This window comes from Mycobacterium scrofulaceum (assembly GCF_002086735.1).
Taxonomy (GTDB): domain Bacteria; phylum Actinomycetota; class Actinomycetes; order Mycobacteriales; family Mycobacteriaceae; genus Mycobacterium; species Mycobacterium scrofulaceum.
In genome coordinates this window covers 86,632-103,399 of the sequence record NZ_MVIJ01000009.1, presented here as the reverse complement: position 1 = coordinate 103,399, position 16,768 = coordinate 86,632, and the positions used below count along the sequence as shown (strand labels likewise).

Sequence of the window (16,768 nt, the reverse complement as noted above, 5' to 3'; positions counted from 1 at the left end):
GGCCGGCGGCCCAGTCGCCGTAAAATCGGCCGCATGGGCCACGACTGGTTGCTCGTGGAGACACTGGGGGGTGAACCCACGGTGGTGGCGCAGGGGCGCCAGCTCAAGAATCTCGTCCCCATCACCACGTTTTTGCGCCGCAGCCCCTATCTCGCCGCGGTTCGCACGGCGATCGCCGAGACGGTGAAGACCGGGCAGAGCCTGACCAGCATCACCCCCAAGCGCGACCGGGTGATTCGCACCGAACCGGTGGTGATGTCCGACGGCTACATCCACGGCGTGCACGTGTGGACCGGCCCCGCCGACGTGGACCCGCCCGAGCGGCCGACCCCCGGCCCGCTGAAGTGGGACCTGACGCTGGGCGTCGCCACCGACACCCGAGAGTCGTTGGCGAACAGCGGAAAGAATCCGGAGGTGGAGGTCACCTTCGGCAGGGCCTTCGCGGAGGACCTGCCCTCGCGCGAGCTCAACCCCAACGAGACCAAGGTGCTCGCCATGGCCGTCAAGGCCGAACCCGACCAAACGCTCTGCAGCACTTGGGATCTCACCGATTGGCAGGGTCAGCCCATGCGGATCGGTTTCGTGGCGCGCACCGGGTTGGAGGCCGGCCCCGACGGCCGGGACCATCTGGTGGCGCGGGCGATCAACTGGCGCGCCGAGCTCAAGGGCCCGGAGGTGTCGACCGACGATCTGGCGCAACGGATCCTGAGCGGCCTCGCGCAGGCCGGCGTCCACCGCGCGCTGATCGACCTGAAGAACTGGGCGCTGCTGAAGTGGCTGGACGAGCCCTGCACGTTTTACGACTGGCGGGGCAGCGAGACCGGCAAGCCGAAGGTCCACCCCGACGATCAGCACCTGGTGTCCTCGATGACCGAGGAGTTCGCGCACGGCGCGACCAGCCGGGTGCTGCGCATGCCCGGCCACGACGACGAGTGGGTGCCCGTGCACGTGACGGTCAACAGGGTGGAGATCGAACCGGACGTCTACGCCGGGCTGGTCTCGCTGCGGTTGCCCTCCGACGAGGAGCTCGCCGCCGCGGGACTGTCGGGTGATCCCGACCCGACGGCCTAACCCACCACCGGCAGCATGCGTTCGGCGGCGACCGACAGCCGCTGGCCACCGAGTTGTGGCCACGCCTGCACCGCGCAGAACGGCGCGCACTGGTCCTGCGACGACCGGGTGCCCACGTGCACGCAGCACTGCACCAGCCGCTCTTCGATCATCGTCGACATGTCCATGAACGGCTTGACCGTGACGCGGACGACCCGCTCGCCCAGCATCCGCCTGAGTTGGCGCCGGCGCCCGGGCAACGCGCCGGAGGCCACGGTCAGCAGCGTCCCCATGCCGAGGTCGCAGCCCTCGCAGATCATGCGCCACACGTCCGACATGGACGGGTGCGACAGCGACGACTGCTCCGACAGCAACCCCATCAGGGACTCGCGCACGGCGAGCCGCAATTCCCCCGGGATGTCGGAGTCGGCGATCCGGTTGGCGACCAGCCCCAGCTTGTCCTTGAGGTTGTCGTGGCCGATCAGCGCGACCAGCGAACGCCAATGTCCGCCGTCGTCACGAAGCAGGTAGCCGACCGAGCAGCAATGCGGGTGCGAGCACGGCAGCGCGGTCAGATCCGGCCAGGTGACCAGTCCGCCGGTCTGCGGCCCCAACCGCTTCAGCACCCCGGTGTGGGTGAGCCGCCTCGCCGGATCGATGAGACCCGAACGGCCGGAGGCGAATTGCGGCTGGATGGAGACCCCGCCGACGTAGGGGGTGTGCAGCGCCAGCCTGACGACGTCGCCGATCTCGGCGTCGTTGACGCCGAGCGCCGCCGTCATCACGAGCGTGGTGAAGATCTCGCGGTCGGACAGCCGCCGCAGCGCCGCCCGCTTTACCCGGGACAGGTCGCCGCCCCGGTGGTGGCGGTGTGCGGCCGGCGACAGCCCGTCGTACTGCAGGTAGACCTCGACTCGCTCGTGGTGCTCGGTGAGCAGGTCGAGCAGCTCGTCGTCGTGGGCTATCCGCACACCGTTGGTGTTCAACAGGATTCGCGTGATCGGCCGCGAACTGAGCTCGGCGAGCAGCTCGGGCAGCTGCGGGTGCAGGGTCGGCTCGCCGCCGCTGAGCATCACCACGTCGAGGCGGCCGTTTTCCCGCGCCAGCCGCTGGTCGACGTTGGCCAGCACGTCGCCGACTGCGACGACGTCGCGCAGGTCCGGCGAGGAGTCGGCGAAGCACGTCGGGCAGCGCAGGTTGCAGGTCGCCGCGATGTCCTCCAGCAGGATGCAGGTGTGCTGCGTCTGCATCTGCGGCAGCCCCTGCAGGTAGGCCGACGGGATCGGGTCGAAGTTGCCCGGCGCGTCGGGGACGTGGGCCTTGGTGGGGGCGGTCCATTCCTCAAGATAGGCAAGGATTTCGGGGTCTTCGTCGTACAGCGTCCGAACGAGTCCGTGTGTCCGGCAGCCGCGTTCGAGCCAGACCTGGCCGTCGCCGCGCACGGCCAGCCAGCCGCTGAGCCGCGCCACGTCGGCCAGCGGGCGATCGGGTTGTTCGGCGTGACAGTGCGGGCAGAACGCGTTGACGTAGCGGTGGATTCGGTCGCCCCGCAGCTGCATGCCGCTCATCGGGTCACGTGATACAGCGTCGGGTTCAATCCGGTGCAGATGCCCACGGTGAAGATGGACGTGAGCGCCCAGCCGATCATCAGTCCCATGCCGATCCCCCTCGCCCAGGCGCTCTTCTTCACGAACATCAACGCTCCCCCGCCGGCGAAGGCGATCAGCCCGAGCAGGACGGCTCCGGTCGCGAAGGCGATCTTCGGCGCGATCGCATTGGCGAGCCCGAACAACACCAGCGGGCCGACGACGGTGTTGATGCCGGCATACAGGGCCATCCCGGCGATGGCCGCGCCGAGGATCTCCCCGCCGCTCGGTTTGCGCCGCGGCGGTTGCCAGCCGGGGTACGGCCGGTTCGGGTCATAGGGGTAGCCGGGCGGGGGCCAGTCCGGCGGGCGCCAGCCGCCCGGCGGGGGCGGGCCCGGCGGTGGGTTCGTCATGGGGTGACCGCCTCCCGCCGCAGAGCGGCGTCGTAGTGGCCGCGCCGGTATCCGAGGCCCAACCGGATGCCGACGAGGAGGAGCGAGGGCAGCAGAAACCACTGCGGCCGGGTCAGGCCCAGCCACACGGTCTCGTTGGCCCGCACGAACTCGACGAAGAACCGGAAGACCGCGTAGCCGGCCACGTAGAGGACGAACAGCTCGCCCGGCCGGCTGATCCGGTGGCGCAGCCACAGCAGCGCCGCGAATGCGGCCAGCTGGAAGGCGATTTCGTAGAGGAACGACGGGTGCATCGCCGCACCGGTGAGGCAGCCCGGGCACTTGGGCGTGCCGGCCGGGGCGTGGACGCCCCACGGCAGGGTGGTCGGGCGGCCCGGCGCTTCGGCGAGGTGGCAGCCGAGGCGGCCGATCGCCATGCCCAGCGCGACCGCAGGGGCGAACAGGTCACCGGTCTTGCCGGTGTGGCCCCCGAGCCGCTTGGCGATCAGCACGCCGAGGTAGGCGCCGCACAGTCCGCCGAGGATGCTGCGCGACCCGAACTCCCACGCCTGCAGCAGCGTCGGGTTGAGGCGGAGGTTGAGGTGCTCGGCCCAGCCGGAGAGACGCATGCCGACGGCGCCGCCGACGAGGGCGCCGGTGACCGCCACCAGCGACTGTTCGTTGACCGCCCCACGCCGGCGGGCCTCCGCGACGAACACGACGGCCGCGGCCAGGACCCCGAGCGCCACGAAGACACCATGCACCGGCAACACCAGCGGGCCGATCCGCCACTGCGGCACCACGCCGACAGACTATTACGTCCGGCGGGCGCGGGCCCGACTCAGCCGCCGCCCGGCCCCGCCCGCGCGGCGGCGCTCGCCGCCCCGCCGAAGACCCCCGCCCGGACCGTGACGACGACGTCGAGATCGTCGACCGCACAACTGGCGTCGGTCCGCATCGCGCGGGCCACGGCCGTCGCGCGCGCGCAGGCCGCTTCGGCTCCGGCCGGTAACCGGGCCGCCGCGGCCAGCGCGGCCAGATCCGCGGCCGCCTGCGCGCGGTGGCGCGCCACCACCACCGCACCGAGATACGCCCCCGCGCCGGCGACGCACAGCAGGATCGCCACCATCCAGGCCGCCACCAGGGTGGCCGAGCCCCGATCATCCCGACGGCTCCGCCGCCGAGACCGCCTTGGCGGCAATGTCGAGCGCCGGCAACAACTTCGACTGCGCCACGACGGTGGCCACCAGGAACTCGCCGTCGCGGTGCACCTCGACCCGCGCCCCGGCGGGGGCGATGCGCCGGGCCGCGCCGAGCGCCGAGGGCTCGTCGCCGCGGGCGGCCAGCCGGGCGGCCTCGCGCGCGGCGTCCACGCAGCGAACCTGCATCGACACCGCGGTGACGCCGGCCAGACACAGCACCAGCACGACGACCAGCGTGCCGACGCCCAGCGCCGCCTCCACGGTGGCCGAGCCCGCACTGCCGGTCAGACCTTGGTGTTGAGCGCGCGACCGATGATGTTGGTCAGCGCCGACACGATGGAGTCGCCGGTCACGACCGTGTAGAGGATCGCGCCGAAGGCGGCCGCGGCGACGGTCCCGATGGCGTATTCGACCGTGCTCATGCCCGACTCGTCGGCCGCCAAGACCGTCACGCGGGCCAGCCATCCATGAAACATGTTGTGCAACAACGATTCCCTTTCTTCTCACCATATCCCCGACTGCAGGACATCAGCGGCCAGCCCGGCCACCACGGGGACGATGCCCAGGCACACGAACGCCGGCAGGAAGCACAAGCCGAGCGGACCGGCGATCAGCACCCCGGCCCGCTCGGCGGCGGCGGTGGCCGCGTGCGCCGCGTCGTCACGAGACTGGTCGGCCAACTCGGCGACGCCCCCGGCCAGCGCCGCGCCGGAGGCCGCCGACCGCCGGGCCAGCCGCAGCAACGCCTCGACGTGCGCGTCGCCGGCGGTGTCCCGCGGGTCCGGCGTCGCCGACCACGCGACGGCGGGGTCGGCGCCCAGGGCGAGCAGGTCGGCCGCGCGCCTCAGCGCACGGGCCAGCGCGGGCGGCGCGGATGCGGCGGCCGCGGCAGCGGCGGCGGCCACCGCCATGCCCGCGGCCAGGCACACGGCCAACACGTCGAGGCAGGACGCGACGGCCAGCGGATCGGGGCCGTGAGCCCTCCCGCGGCGCGGGCGCGGCAGGTGCTCGCGGACCGGTGTTCGCGCCCGCGCCCGCACCAGCGACGGACCGGGTGCGATCCACGCGGCCACCGCCAGCAACATCGCCGCCGCGGTCACGACTCGAGCCGATCAGTGATCCGGTCGGCCCACAACAGGCCGGCGGACGCCAGCGTTGAACCGGTCACCAGGAGCCAGCCGCCGGCGTGGCCGCCGAGCAAAAAGCCCAGCGGTCGGGCGCCGATCAGTTGGCCCAGCGTCAACCCGAGGGCGGGCAGGCCCGCCAGGATCGCCGCGGTCGCGCGCGCACCGGCCATCTCCGAGGCCACCCGCGCCGAGAACCGTTGCCGCTCGGCGATATCGCGCTGGGCGGCGCGCATCAGGGTGGCGACGGCCAGGCCGTGGTCACTGGCGAGTTGCCAGCACAGCGCGAGACGGTCCCAATACGCTGGCAGCGCCGACGATCTCGCCGCGGCGCGCAGGCCCGCCGCGACGTCGGCCCCCAACCTGGCGCGGGCCGCGACCGCCCGCAGCGACTCGGCGACCCCACCGGCGGTTTCGCCGGCGGCCACGCCGAACGCCCGGACCGGGTGGGAGCCGACGCGCAGTTCGCCGACCAGGACGTCGAGCGCCCCCTGCAGCGCCTGGCCCTCCGACAGCGCGCGGCGCCTGCGGTGGCGGCCGCGATACCGCAGGCCCGCGGTCGCCCCCACGACCGCGGCGGCAAGCACCGTGGTCAGCGGCAGCAGCGCCGCGACCGTCGCGGCCGCGGCACCCGCGGCAAGCCAACCCGGGCCGCGTTGCCGCCGCCGGTTCGACGGCCGCGGCGCGAGCCGGCGCCGCGGTGACGGCGGGAGGACGACCAGCGCCAGCGCCAACAGCAGGGCGCCGGCGACGGACCCGTTCATGCCGGCATCCGGCCCTGCAGCAGGCGGCGCAGCAGCCCGGCGTCGCCGGTCGCGCCCCCGTCGGCGCGCCACACCGGAACCGCCCGCACCCGCTCCCCGGCCTGGCGCAGCACGGCGATTTCGTCGAGCCGGCGCCGCCCCGCGCGATCCCGGGCGACGTGCAGCAGCACCCGGACCGCGGCGGCCAGCTGGCTGTGCAGGGCCGCGCGGTCGAGACCACCCAGCGCGCCCAGCGCCTCCAGCCGCGCGGGGACCTCGGCCGGGTTGTTCGCGTGCACCGTCCCCGCTCCCCCGTCGTGGCCCGTGTTCAGCGCCGCCAGCAGATCCACCACCTCGGCGCCCCGCACCTCGCCGACCACGATGCGGTCGGGCCGCATCCGCAGGGCCTGGCGAACGAGTTGGCGCACCGGAACCTCGCCGACGCCTTCGACGTTGGCGCACCGCGCGACCAGCTTGACGAAGTGCGGATGCCGGGGCGCCAGCTCGGCGGCGTCCTCGACGCAGACGATCCGCTCGGTGGGCGCGACGGCCCCGAGCATGGCCGCGAGCAGGGTGGTCTTTCCCGCCCCCGTTCCGCCGCACACCAGGAACGCCAGCCGGGCGGCGATGATGTCGGCGACCAGGGCGGCGGCCTCGGCGGCGACGGCGCCCGCGGCGATCAGGGCCGCCAGGTCCTGGGCGGCCGGCCGCAACACCCGCAGTGACAGGCAGGTGCCCGCGGCCGCGACCGGCGGCAGCACCGCGTGCAATCGCACCGCGAACCCGGTGCCGATGCCGGCCAGCTGGCCATCCACCCACGGCTGCGCGTCGTCCAGGCGCCGGCCGGCGGCCAGTGCCAGCCGCTGCGCCAGGCGCCGCACCGCCGCCTCGTCGGCGAACCGAACCTGGGTGCGCCGCAGACCGTTCCCGTCGTCGACCCACACCGCGTCGGGCGCGGTGACCAGCACGTCGGTGGTGCCGTCCGCGCGCAACAAGGGCTCGAGGATGCCGGCGCCGGTCAGTTCGGTCTGCAGCACCCGCAGATTCGCCAGCACCTCGGTGTCGCCGAGCATCCCGCCGGACTCGGCCCGGATCGCGGCCGCCACGACGTTCGGACCCAGCGGGGCGGATTCGGCGGCGAGCCGCTCGCGCACCCGGTCGATCAGCGAACCAGTCACGCGGCCCTGCCGTTTCGCGCCGGCCCGCGCGGCAACACGGCGAGCACCTGGCGGGCCGCCGCCGCGAGCGCCGACCGCCGTCCCAGTCGCAGACCGCCGCGCTCCAGCTGTTCCGCGACGTGCGGCTCCGCCTTCATGGATGCCAGCAAGGGCAGCCCGGTGATGTCGGCGATCTCGGCCGCCCGCAGCCCTCCCGGGGACGGGCCGCGCACCACCAATCCGACGTTCGGGTTGACGCCGGCCAGCACCGGGGCCAGCGCACCCGTCGCCGCGCAGGCGGGCACGTCGCAGCGGCTGACCACCACGACGAGGTCGGCGGCATCCAGCGCCGCCTGCGCCGCGTCGGTGAGGCGGCGCGGGAGGTCGCAGACCACAGTGACCGCGCCGCGGCGACCGGCGTCGACGATGGCCCGCACCGGCCCGGCCGCCGGCTCGTATCCGCGCCGGGTACCGGACAGCGCGCTGACTCCCCGCTGCCGCGGCAGCGCCGCACGCACGGCCGGCCAGTGGAGTCGTCCACCCTGCAGCGCCAGGTCCGGCCAGCGCAGCCCCGGCGCGCCCTCGGCGCCCAGCAGGAGATCGAGCCCGCCGCCCCACGGGTCGAGGTCGACCAACAGCGCGTCGCCGGCGGCCTGTGCCAGGGCGACGGCCAGTGCCGACGCGCCGGCCCCGCCGCACCCGCCGATGACGGCGACGACGTCGCCGCGCGACCCGTCGTCCCGCCACGATTCGGCGGCCTCGGCGAGCGCGCGCACCAGGTCGCGCTCCTGCTGGGGCAGCCGCAGCACGTGCGCCGCACCGACCGCGACGGCCGCCGCCCAGGTGGCGGTCGCCGGGTCGGCCGGCGTCAGCACGCTCACGTGGGTGCGGCGCGGCAGCCCGCCCCGCGCGCACCGGTCGGCCGCCGCCTCGTCCAGCACCACGGCCGCGGCGGCCGACCACGTCTTGCGGCCCAGGGCGCCGCCGGCATGGACGACCCGGACGCCCACCGCCGCGGCCACCCGATCCAATTCGCGGCGCAAATCCGGGTCCGCCAAGACCGCCAACACGCCCGCGGACGCCGCCGCTTCGGTGTCCGAGGTGCCTGTCACGCGCCCACTGTGGGGCCAACGCGATGTTGGACACCAGTCCCAAACGCCGGATTTGTGGATAGAGACGCGAGTGTGCACAAAGAGGTTGGTCGGCCGTCGGCCGACACACACGGGAGGAAACGTCCGCAACCACTCGCGCGGTCGCGCTGAGCGGTCCGTACACGCGGAAAAATACCCGAGAAAAGGGACGACCCCCGCCAGGGGGGGAGGAGGCGAGGGTCGTCGTGCATCAGCCCCGGGGGGTCGGGCTGATACACCCTCGGCTCAGGCCGAGTAATGCTTACTATACACATGACAAGCCGCGGTAACGCAATAGCTCTTTCTATGAAAGAACAGGTTGAGCCGCAAAAACACTGGCGTTACCAGCGGTCCCAAGTAGCTGAGCGGCCCATTCCGGCCCAGAACCGCAGCCCCGCCGGACGGGCGACCTATGCTGGGGCGGTGACCGTCTTCGACCCGGCCGCGGACCAGCACACGTCGGCGACCACCGCGGCCCGGGCCCGCACCGCGGCCTTCTTCGACCTGGACAAGACGATCATCGCCAAGTCCAGCACGCTGGCGTTCAGCAAACCGTTTTTCAACCAGGGACTGCTGAACCGCCGCGCGGTGCTCAAGTCGAGCTACGCCCAGTTCATCTACCTGCTCTCCGGTGCCGATCATGACCAGATGGACCGGATGCGCATCCACATGACGAACATGGTTGCCGGTTGGGATGTGGAACAGGTCAAGTCGATCGTCAACGAAACGCTGCACGAGATCGTGACGCCGCTGGTGTTCGCCGAAGCCGCGGATCTGATCGCCGCCCACAAGTTGTGCGGCCGGGACGTGGTCGTGGTCTCGGCCTCCGGCGAGGAAATCGTCGCGCCGATCGCCCGGGCGCTCGGCGCCACCCATGCGATGGCGACCCGGATGGTCGTGGAGGACGGGCGATACACCGGCGAGATCGCGTTCTACTGCTACGGCGAGGGCAAGGTTCAGGCCATCCGCGAGCTCGCCGCCCGCGAGGGCTACCCGCTGGAGCACTGCTACGCGTACTCCGACTCGATCACCGATTTGCCGATGCTCGAATCCGTCGGCCATCCCAGCGTCGTCAATCCCGACCGCGGATTGCGGCGGGAAGCCGTCGAACGCGGTTGGCCGGTGCTGTCGTTCTCCCGCCCCGTGTCGCTGCGCGACCGCATCCCGGCTCCCTCGGGCGCCGCGATCGCGACGACCGCCGCCGTGGGCGTCAGTGCGCTGGCGGCCGGCGCGGTCACCTATTCGCTGTTGCGCCGCTTCGCGTTCTAAGCTCCGGCAGCAAACACCCTCCGGCGCAACTTCGCAATTTTCGCAAAATTGGGCCTTGCTGCGCTAAGGGTCTAGTAGTACAAAGGAACCACGGAAGCCCGGTGAGGCCTAGGTCGATCCGGAAGAGAAGGTTCGATCTCCCGATCCGGGCGCCCAGCACGGTGCTCGGCACCCACGCGGAGTCATAGCCGCGATAATGGCAGAAGTGTTGCGGGCCTGCGTAATTGCGATATGTGGACGGTGTCGACGGCCCTTTGGGTGGGGTTGCAACCGGAAGCATCGCAAGATCGCCGAGGCCAACCCACGCAGCCCCGAAATGCACGCATGGTAACCGAGTTCCGTGCTAGCGGGCGGCGGACCGAATTCTTCGGGACGTCGCCCGCTTTGCATTGTCTTGTATTGTCCAGAGGCGTTTTTCGCCGTCGCCAGCTACCGATTCGACAGCGACTCGGCGATCGTCAAAGCCTCCTGCGCACCGGCCCGCATCGCTCGGCAGCACAGCACCAGCCACGCCCCTACCCCCTGCGGGCTGCCGTTCGCAAAGCCCTGCGCGGCGTCGCGATAGTCGGCGGGCTGGCGCATCCAGCTCACCTCGGGCACACCCAATCCGTGTGGATCCAGCCCGCTGGCGATGGTCACCAACCGCGACACCGCGCGGGCCACCACGCCGTCCGCGCTGCCGAAGGGCCGCAGCGTCAGCAGTTCGCCGTGGGCGACGGCGGCGACCACGGGGGCAGGGGCCTGCGTGCCGCCGCTCACCAACTCCGCCAGCAACTCCAGCCGCGGCCCGACGCCGGCGTCGGCGCGGGGCCGGCCCAGCCGGTCCTCGTCGACCTGGTCGGCCGCCGCCAGCATGTGCAGCTGGGCGAGCGCCTGCAGCGGGGCTCGCCGCCAGATCCCGACCAGGGGGCCCTCGCCGCCTTCGAGCGCCTGCGCCACGCGCAGCGCCCCGCCGAACACCGGCTCGCTGACGGCCGCCGCGTCCGCGAGGTCCTCCAGCCGCACGGGGCCGCCGTCCAGCACCGACGAGGCGCGGGCCGCCCGCAACGCCGCCTCGGCGGCGGTCACCGGCCAGCCACGCAGGTTGGCCTTGTGGCGATGGGCGCGGCCCAGAGCGTCGCGGGCCCGGTCGCTGGCCTCGGCGACGCCCGGCAACTCCAGCAGCGGAGCCAGTGGATCTGCGGTCACAGGGTGCCAACCTATCCCGGTGGCGCCGGGGCCCGCGGGATGGCCTCCAGCAGCCGGCGGGTGTACTCGTGCCGCGGCCGGGCGAACAGCTCCCCGGTGGCGGCCTGCTCCACCACCTTGCCGGCGCGCATCACCAGGACCTCGTCGGCGATCTGCCGGATCACCGCCAGGTCGTGACTGATGAACAGGTAGGCCAGCCCCAGTTCGGCCTGCAGGCCGGCCAGCAATTCGAGTATCTGAGACTGCACCAGGACGTCGAGGGCCGAGACCGCCTCGTCGCAGATGAGCACCTCGGGCCGCAACGCCAGCGCTCGCGCGATCGCCACCCGCTGGCGCTGGCCGCCGGACAGCTCGCGGGGCAGCCGTCCCAAGATCGATGACGGCAGCGCCACCTGGTCGACGAGCTCGCGCACCGCACGCTCGCGCTCACCGCGGTCACCGACGCGGTGGATGCGCAGGGGTTCCTCGACGGCGCGAAACACCGTGTACCTGGGATCCAGGCTGCTGTACGGGTTTTGGAACACCGGCTGCACCCGCCGCCGGAATGCCAGTTGCCGCTCGGCGCTCAGGGCGGCGTCGATCCGGGTGCCGTCGAAGACGACCGTGCCGGAGCTGGGCGGCAGCAGCCCGAGCACCATGTGCGCCAGCGTGGACTTGCCCGAACCGGATTCGCCGGCGATCGCCAGCGTGCTGGCGCGCCGCAGCCGAAACGAAACCCCGTCGACGGCGCGGAAATCCGGCCGCCGCTTGCGCCACCACCCGGGCGCCCCGCCCGACTCGCGGTAGAGCTTGGTCAGCCCCGAGGCGACCAGGATGTCGTCGGACGCGCGGCGCTGCGCCGGCCGCGGCCGGGGCGGGCCGTGCACCGCCAGCGACGGCGCCGCGGCCACCAACCGGCGGGTGTACTCGTGGTGCGGCTCGGCCAAGATCGAGCGCGCCGCACCGGATTCCACCACGACGCCCTCGCTCATCACGACCACGGACTCGGCGCGCTCGGCGGCCAGCGCCAGGTCATGGGTGATCAGCAGCAGGGCGGTGCCGAGCTCCGCGGTGAGCCCCTGCAGGTGGTCCAGCACCTGCCGCTGCACGGTGACGTCCAGGGCCGACGTCGGCTCGTCGGCGATCAGCAGTCGCGGCCGGCCGGCCAACCCGATCGCGATCAGCGCCCGCTGGCACATGCCGCCGGACAGCTGGTGGGGGTAGCGGCCCGCCTGCTTGGCCGGGTCCGGCATGCCGGCCTGGGCGAGCAGCTCCACCGCCCGCCGTCGCGTGTCGCGGTCGGAGGTGTTGGCCCGCAGCGCCTCCGCGACCTGGAAGCCGACCTTCCACACGGGATTGAGGTTGGTCATCGGGTCCTGCGGGATGTAACCGATCTCGCGGCCCCTGATCGAGCGCAGCGTCCGGCGGTCGGCCCCGGCGATGTCGACCCCGTCGAAGACGATGCGCCCGGCGGTGATCCGGCCGCCGGGCGCCAGCAACCCGAGGATCGCGGCCGCGGTGGTGGATTTCCCCGAGCCCGACTCGCCCACCACCGCGACCGTGTGGCCGGGCAGCACGCTGAGATCGACGCCGCGGACGGCGGGCTGACCACCGAAGCGGACTTCGAGGCGCTCGACGGCCAGCAGCGGTGTGTCGGTCACGGCCGCCACACCCGGGACACCGGATCCAGGGCGTCGCGCAACGCGTCGCCCATCATCATGAAGGCCAGCACCGTGACCGCCAGCGCGCCGGCGGGATAGAACAGGATGGGCGACCCCGCGCGCAGCCGCGTCTGGGCGAGATTGATGTCGCCGCCCCAGGACACCACCGACGGCGGCAACCCGACGCCCAGGTAGGACAGCGTGGCCTCGGTGACGATGAAAGCGCCCAGGGCGATGGTGGCCATCGCGATGACCGGCCCCAGGGCGTTGGGCACCGCATGGCGCAGCAGGATCTGGAATCGGCTCAGCCCCAGGGCTTTCGCGGCCAGCACGTAATCGCTGGCACGCACGGCGAGCACCGACCCCCGCGCGATGCGGGCCACCTGCGGCCAGCCGAACAGGGCGAGGACGGCGATCACGGTCCACACCGTGCGGTGGTGCACGACCTGCATCAGCACGGTGGCGGCCAGCAGCAGCGGCAAGCCGAAGAACACGTCGCTGACCCGGGAGACCACCGCGTCGATCCAGCCGCCGTAGAACCCGGCCAGCGCGCCCAGCGCACCGCCGACGACGAACACCGCCAGGGCCGCGCCCACGCCGACGGTGACCGACGCCCGCGCGCCGTAGACGGTGCGGGCGTAGACGTCGTGGCCCTGCAGGTCGGTGCCGAACCAGTGTGCGCGCGAGGGCGGCAGCAGGCTCTGACCGGGATCGGCGTAGGCGGGGTCGGCCCCGGTGAACAACGCGGGAAACAGCGTGACCGCGGCGATCAACAGGATCAGCAGGCCGGCGATGACGAACTTCGGGCGCCCGCGCAACCCGCGCCAGGCGTCGGGCCAGAAGCCACCGCGCCGTAAGGGCTCAGCCATACCGGATCCTCGGGTCCAGCGCCGCGTAGAGCAGGTCCACCGCCAGGTTCGTGACCAGGTAGACCAGCACCAGCACCGTCACGATCGACACCACGGTCGGCGCCTCCTGGCGGGTGACGGCCTGATACAGCACGCCGCCGACGCCGTGGATGTTGAAGATGCCTTCGGTCACGATGGCCCCGCCCATCAGCGCCCCCAGGTCGGCGCCCAGGAAGGTCACCACCGGGATCAGCGAATTGCGCAGGATGTGCACGGTCACCACGCGCGGCCGGGACAGCCCCTTGGCGGTGGCGGTGCGGACGTGGTCGGCGTGCGCGTTGGCGGCCACCGCGGACCGGGTCAACCGCACCACGTAGGCGAACGACACCGAGCCCAGCACGATCCCGGGCAGCAGCAGGCGCCCGAAGGTCGACCGCTCCCCCACCGTGACCGGCGCGATGCCCAGCCGCACCCCGAAGACGAACTGGGCCAGAAACCCCAGCACGAAGATGGGGACCGCGATGATGACGAGCCCGGCGATCAGCACGCCCGCGTCGAAAAGCCCGCCGGTGCGCAGGCCGGCGATCACCCCGAAGCCGATGCCCAGCACGGCCTCGACGGCCAGGGCGATCAGTGCCAGCCGCAGCGTGACCGGAAAGGCATGCGCCAGAACGTCGCTCACCGGCAGCCCGGAGTAGGAGCGGCCCAGGTCGCCGTGCAGGACGCCGCCGAGGTAACGCAGGTACTGCACGACGAACGGATCGTCGAGGTGGTAGCGGGAGCGCAGTTGCGCGGTGACCTCGGGTGTCAGCGGGCGGTCCCCGGCGATCGCGGCCACCGGGTCCCCCGGCAACAGGAAGACCATGCCGTAGATCAGCAGCGTGGCGCCGAGGAAAACGGGCACCATGACGGCGATCCGGCGCGCGATGTAGGAACCCATCTCGTCACGCCTTGACGATGTTCTCGTAGTCGGGCAGGCCGTTCCAGGTGAGCTTGACGCCGCTCACCTGCGACGACCATCCGACCACCGCGATGTAGTACCACAGCGGCACGGCGGGCATGTCGCGCAACAGGATTCGTTGGGCCTTGTTGACCAGCGCATCCGCCTGCTGCAGGTTGGGCGCGGCCTCGGCGGCGGCCAGCCCGGCGTCGAAATCCCGGTTCGAGTATCCGACGTCGTTGGATCCCGCCCCGGTGGCGTACAGCGGGGCCAGGAACTCGATCATCGACGGGTAGTCGCCGATCCAGCCCGCGCGGAACGCGGTGTCGATGGTGCGGTTGGTGATCTGGGTGCGGAAACCCGCGAACGTGGGGTGCGGCGCGCCGACGGCGTCGATGCCCAGCACGTTCTTGACGCTGTTGGCCACCGCGTCCACCCACTCCTGATGGCCGCTGTCGGCGTTGTATGCGATCGAGTACCGCCCGCTCCATTGCGAGATCGCGTTGGCTTGCGCCCAGAGTTGGCGTGCCCGCTGCGGATTGAAGTCCAACGCGTCGTTGCCGGGGATGTGCGGGTCGAATCCGGGCAACGAGCTCGCGGTGAAGTCGCGGGCCGGACTGCGGGTGCCGTTGAAGATCTGCCGGCAGATCTGCGGCCGGTTGATGGCCGCAGACAACGCCAAGCGGCGCAGCCGACCTTCTTCGCCGCCGAAATGCGGCAGCCGCAACGGCGTGTCGAGCGATTGGCTGACCGCAACCGGCCCACTGGCCGCGTTGCCGCCCAGGTCGCGCTTGTAGATCGTCAGCGCGCTGGACGGAATCGTGTCCAGCACATCGAGATTGCCGGACAGCAGGTCGGCATAGGCGGTGTCCAGGTTGGCGTAGAACTCGAACCGCAGGCCCTTGTTGTGGGGTTTGCGATTGCCGTGGTAGTCGGGGTTGGGTTTCAGGTCGATCTTGACGTTGTGTTCCCAGGCGGGGCCGTCGGGGCCGTCCGCCAATTCGTACGGGCCGTTGCCGACGGGGTTGCGGCCGAACGCGGCCATGTCCCGAAAGGCCATGTCCGGCAACGGGTAGAACGCGCTGTGTCCCAGCCGCAGCGTGAAGTCGACGGTCGGCGCCTTGAGCCGCACGTCGAACTCGAGATCGTTGACCACTCGCAGCCCGGACATGGTGGTCCGGGCCGGCTTCCCGTCTTCAGTCAGGCCGGCGACCTCGTCGTACCCGACGATCGGGCTGAAAAAGCTCTGTTGCAGTTGGGCGTTGGTGCTCAGCGCCCCGTAATTCCACGCGTCGACGAACGAATGGGCCGTCACCGGCGAGCCGTCGGTGAACTTCCAGCCGGGCTTGAGGACGATCCGGTAGGTGACGTTGTCGGTGGTCTCGACCGACTGCGCCACCTCCGGCGAGGGTGTGCCGGCGGCGTCGTAGGACACCAGACCGGCGAACAGCCGATCCAGGATCCGCCCGCCGAGGCTGTCGTTGGTGGCGGTCGGAATCAGCGGGTTGGGCGGTTCACCGCCGTTGACGACCACCGACTCGGGGGTCAGCGCTCCGCCGCCGCAGCCCGGCGCCGAACCGACCGCCAGCACGAGGGCGGCGGCCAGGAACAGCACCCGCGTCCGACGCATGACACCCGACCCTAGGTCCTGGACCGGCGCGGCGGTGAAGTGCCCGGCGTGGGCCCGCGAATTTAGAATCGCGGCATGACTCTCGGGTATCTGGCGTCGGACAGACCGGGTCTGCTGGCGGGGGAACTGATCTTTACGTTCGGCCTTCCCGCAACCGGATTGATCTGTCTGATCGCCGGCCTGCTGGAGCGCTCGCGCAGACGTCCGCCGTTCCCGCCGCCGTACACCGCCGGCCATCCGTATCCGCCCCCACCGCCGATGGGGTATCCGGGCCCGTACCCCGCTCCACCGCCCTACCCGGGCTACCCGCCCGCCGTGCCGCCCCGGCGGCCGACGAGCAAGTCGGCCACCACACTGATCACCGTCGGCGCCGTCCTGCTGGGACTGGGCGGGTTGAACATCTTCCTCCGGGGGGCGAGGGCGCTGTCGGAGCACCGGGGTGACTCGTTGCTTCAGGTAGGCGATTGCATCAGCGAAAACGACTACCAGGCACACCGTTTCGACGCCCGCCCGAGCAGCAGCTGCACCGACCCCGCCGCGACGTACGAACTCGCGTTCAAGGGGGACGCCTCGGCGAACTGCCCCGACGGTAAACGGGAGCACTCGATCTACGAGCGCGCCAGCAATCATTCGACGACCCTGTGCTTCATGATCAACCTGCATCAGGGCCGCTGCTACCTGTTCATCAGCGACGGCGAAGCCGTGAGCCTTCGACCGGGCGACTGCGGCGACCCGCACCGGATTCAGGTCAAGGTCGCGCAGCGCATCGATGGCAGCACGGACAAAACCCAATGCCTGCCCGGCGACAAGGGCGTCAGCTACCCGGAGCCTGCCCGCGTCTACTGCCTGGCCAGGGCCGACTCGTGAGG

The 16,768-nt window shown here is 71.9% G+C and carries 18 protein-coding genes; 3 read left to right on the top strand and 15 right to left on the bottom strand.

The genetic code is table 11. From position 1 onward, the window contains the following. Positions 1–33: 33 nt before the first annotated feature. A complete protein-coding gene (locus BST44_RS08505) occupies positions 34–1,071 on the top strand; it encodes a PAS domain-containing protein (RefSeq protein ID WP_083176569.1) in 1,038 nt (345 codons plus the stop codon). On the opposite strand, the gene BST44_RS08500 is transcribed toward BST44_RS08505, so the two are convergent. The 10 genes from BST44_RS08500 to ssd are packed head-to-tail and all read right to left on the bottom strand — an operon-like array spanning position 1,068 to position 8,324. Continuing rightward, on the bottom strand, positions 1,068–2,609 hold the full coding sequence (locus BST44_RS08500) for a radical SAM protein (protein WP_083176658.1): 1,542 nt from the start codon (positions 2,607–2,609) through the stop codon (positions 1,068–1,070). The genes BST44_RS08505 and BST44_RS08500 overlap by 4 nt on opposite strands. Before the next feature lie 5 nt (positions 2,610–2,614). After that, entirely contained in the window at positions 2,615–3,049 is a 435-nt protein-coding gene (locus BST44_RS29475; RefSeq protein WP_142274411.1) for a hypothetical protein, read from the bottom strand. Then, entirely contained in the window at positions 3,046–3,831 is a 786-nt protein-coding gene (locus tag BST44_RS08490) for a prolipoprotein diacylglyceryl transferase (protein ID WP_083176567.1), read from the bottom strand. The genes BST44_RS29475 and BST44_RS08490 overlap by 4 nt, the downstream gene beginning before the upstream one ends. Positions 3,832–3,869: 38 nt before the next feature. Continuing rightward, positions 3,870–4,169 (bottom strand): Rv3654c family TadE-like protein, encoded by a 300-nt coding sequence (locus BST44_RS08485; protein WP_341865314.1) that lies wholly within the window; start codon positions 4,167–4,169, stop codon positions 3,870–3,872. A 19-nt stretch (positions 4,170–4,188) separates the two neighbouring features. Then, complete coding sequence (locus BST44_RS08480) at positions 4,189–4,491, bottom strand: TadE family type IV pilus minor pilin (RefSeq protein ID WP_083176565.1); 303 nt, start codon at positions 4,489–4,491, stop codon at positions 4,189–4,191. 23 nt (positions 4,492–4,514) lie between these two features. Further along, positions 4,515–4,706, bottom strand: a complete 192-nt coding sequence (locus tag BST44_RS08475) for a DUF4244 domain-containing protein (protein ID WP_083176563.1) — start codon at positions 4,704–4,706, stop codon at positions 4,515–4,517. Positions 4,707–4,733: 27 nt separating this feature from the next. Beyond that, entirely contained in the window at positions 4,734–5,330 is a 597-nt protein-coding gene (locus BST44_RS08470) for a type II secretion system F family protein (protein ID WP_208619753.1), read from the bottom strand. After that, positions 5,327–6,118 (bottom strand): type II secretion system F family protein, encoded by a 792-nt coding sequence (locus tag BST44_RS08465; protein ID WP_083176561.1) that lies wholly within the window; start codon positions 6,116–6,118, stop codon positions 5,327–5,329. The genes BST44_RS08470 and BST44_RS08465 overlap by 4 nt, the downstream gene beginning before the upstream one ends. Then, positions 6,115–7,275 carry a TadA family conjugal transfer-associated ATPase gene (locus tag BST44_RS08460; RefSeq protein ID WP_083176559.1) on the bottom strand — a complete coding sequence of 387 codons (1,161 nt, stop codon included), beginning with the start codon at positions 7,273–7,275 and terminating at the stop codon, positions 6,115–6,117. Before BST44_RS08460 ends, BST44_RS08465 begins: the two co-directional genes overlap by 4 nt. After that, the gene (gene ssd, locus BST44_RS08455) at positions 7,272–8,324 is read right to left on the bottom strand and encodes a septum site-determining protein Ssd (RefSeq protein WP_083176654.1); all 1,053 of its coding nucleotides are present in this window, start codon (positions 8,322–8,324) and stop codon (positions 7,272–7,274) included. Before ssd ends, BST44_RS08460 begins: the two co-directional genes overlap by 4 nt. Positions 8,325–8,807: 483 nt before the next feature. On the opposite strand from ssd, the gene BST44_RS08450 reads away from it, so the two are divergent. Continuing rightward, entirely contained in the window at positions 8,808–9,653 is an 846-nt protein-coding gene (locus tag BST44_RS08450) for an HAD-IB family hydrolase (RefSeq protein WP_083176557.1), read from the top strand. Between the two features lie 429 nt (positions 9,654–10,082). Here the strand turns inward: BST44_RS08450 and BST44_RS08440 are convergent, their stop codons facing one another. Genes BST44_RS08440 through BST44_RS08420 form a run of 5 tightly spaced genes read right to left on the bottom strand, consistent with a single transcriptional unit; the run spans position 10,083 to position 15,899 of the window. After that, a complete protein-coding gene (locus BST44_RS08440) occupies positions 10,083–10,841 on the bottom strand; it encodes an oxidoreductase (protein WP_083176555.1) in 759 nt (252 codons plus the stop codon). An 11-nt stretch (positions 10,842–10,852) separates the two neighbouring features. After that, positions 10,853–12,490, bottom strand: coding sequence for a dipeptide ABC transporter ATP-binding protein (locus BST44_RS08435; RefSeq protein WP_083176553.1), 1,638 nt, complete (start codon positions 12,488–12,490; stop codon positions 10,853–10,855). Then, positions 12,478–13,350, bottom strand: a complete 873-nt coding sequence (locus tag BST44_RS08430; RefSeq protein WP_083176551.1) for an ABC transporter permease — start codon at positions 13,348–13,350, stop codon at positions 12,478–12,480. Before BST44_RS08430 ends, BST44_RS08435 begins: the two co-directional genes overlap by 13 nt. Continuing rightward, complete coding sequence (locus BST44_RS08425) at positions 13,343–14,269, bottom strand: ABC transporter permease (RefSeq protein WP_083176549.1); 927 nt, start codon at positions 14,267–14,269, stop codon at positions 13,343–13,345. The genes BST44_RS08430 and BST44_RS08425 overlap by 8 nt, the downstream gene beginning before the upstream one ends. Positions 14,270–14,273: 4 nt before the next feature. Next, complete coding sequence (locus BST44_RS08420) at positions 14,274–15,899, bottom strand: peptide ABC transporter substrate-binding protein (protein ID WP_083176547.1); 1,626 nt, start codon at positions 15,897–15,899, stop codon at positions 14,274–14,276. A 75-nt stretch (positions 15,900–15,974) separates the two neighbouring features. Between BST44_RS08420 and BST44_RS08415 the strand changes: the two genes are divergently transcribed. Further along, on the top strand, positions 15,975–16,766 hold the full coding sequence (locus BST44_RS08415) for an LppU/SCO3897 family protein (protein WP_083176545.1): 792 nt from the start codon (positions 15,975–15,977) through the stop codon (positions 16,764–16,766). Positions 16,767–16,768 lie beyond the last annotated feature (2 nt).

Excerpts from the sequence above, each read along its gene's own strand:
- BST44_RS08505 (WP_083176569.1), top strand. The coding sequence starts at position 34 with ATGGGCCACGACTGGTTGCTCGTGGAGACACTGGGGGGTGAACCCACG.
- BST44_RS08415 (WP_083176545.1), top strand. The coding sequence starts at position 15,975 with ATGACTCTCGGGTATCTGGCGTCGGACAGACCGGGTCTGCTGGCGGGG.
- BST44_RS08420 (WP_083176547.1), bottom strand. The coding sequence starts at position 15,899 with ATGCGTCGGACGCGGGTGCTGTTCCTGGCCGCCGCCCTCGTGCTGGCG.
- BST44_RS08465 (WP_083176561.1), bottom strand. The coding sequence starts at position 6,118 with ATGAACGGGTCCGTCGCCGGCGCCCTGCTGTTGGCGCTGGCGCTGGTC.
- BST44_RS08430 (WP_083176551.1), bottom strand. The coding sequence starts at position 13,350 with ATGGCTGAGCCCTTACGGCGCGGTGGCTTCTGGCCCGACGCCTGGCGC.
- BST44_RS08425 (WP_083176549.1), bottom strand. The coding sequence starts at position 14,269 with ATGGGTTCCTACATCGCGCGCCGGATCGCCGTCATGGTGCCCGTTTTC.
- BST44_RS08475 (WP_083176563.1), bottom strand. The coding sequence starts at position 4,706 with ATGTTTCATGGATGGCTGGCCCGCGTGACGGTCTTGGCGGCCGACGAG.
- BST44_RS08500 (WP_083176658.1), bottom strand. The coding sequence starts at position 2,609 with ATGCAGCTGCGGGGCGACCGAATCCACCGCTACGTCAACGCGTTCTGC.
- BST44_RS29475 (WP_142274411.1), bottom strand. The coding sequence starts at position 3,049 with ATGACGAACCCACCGCCGGGCCCGCCCCCGCCGGGCGGCTGGCGCCCG.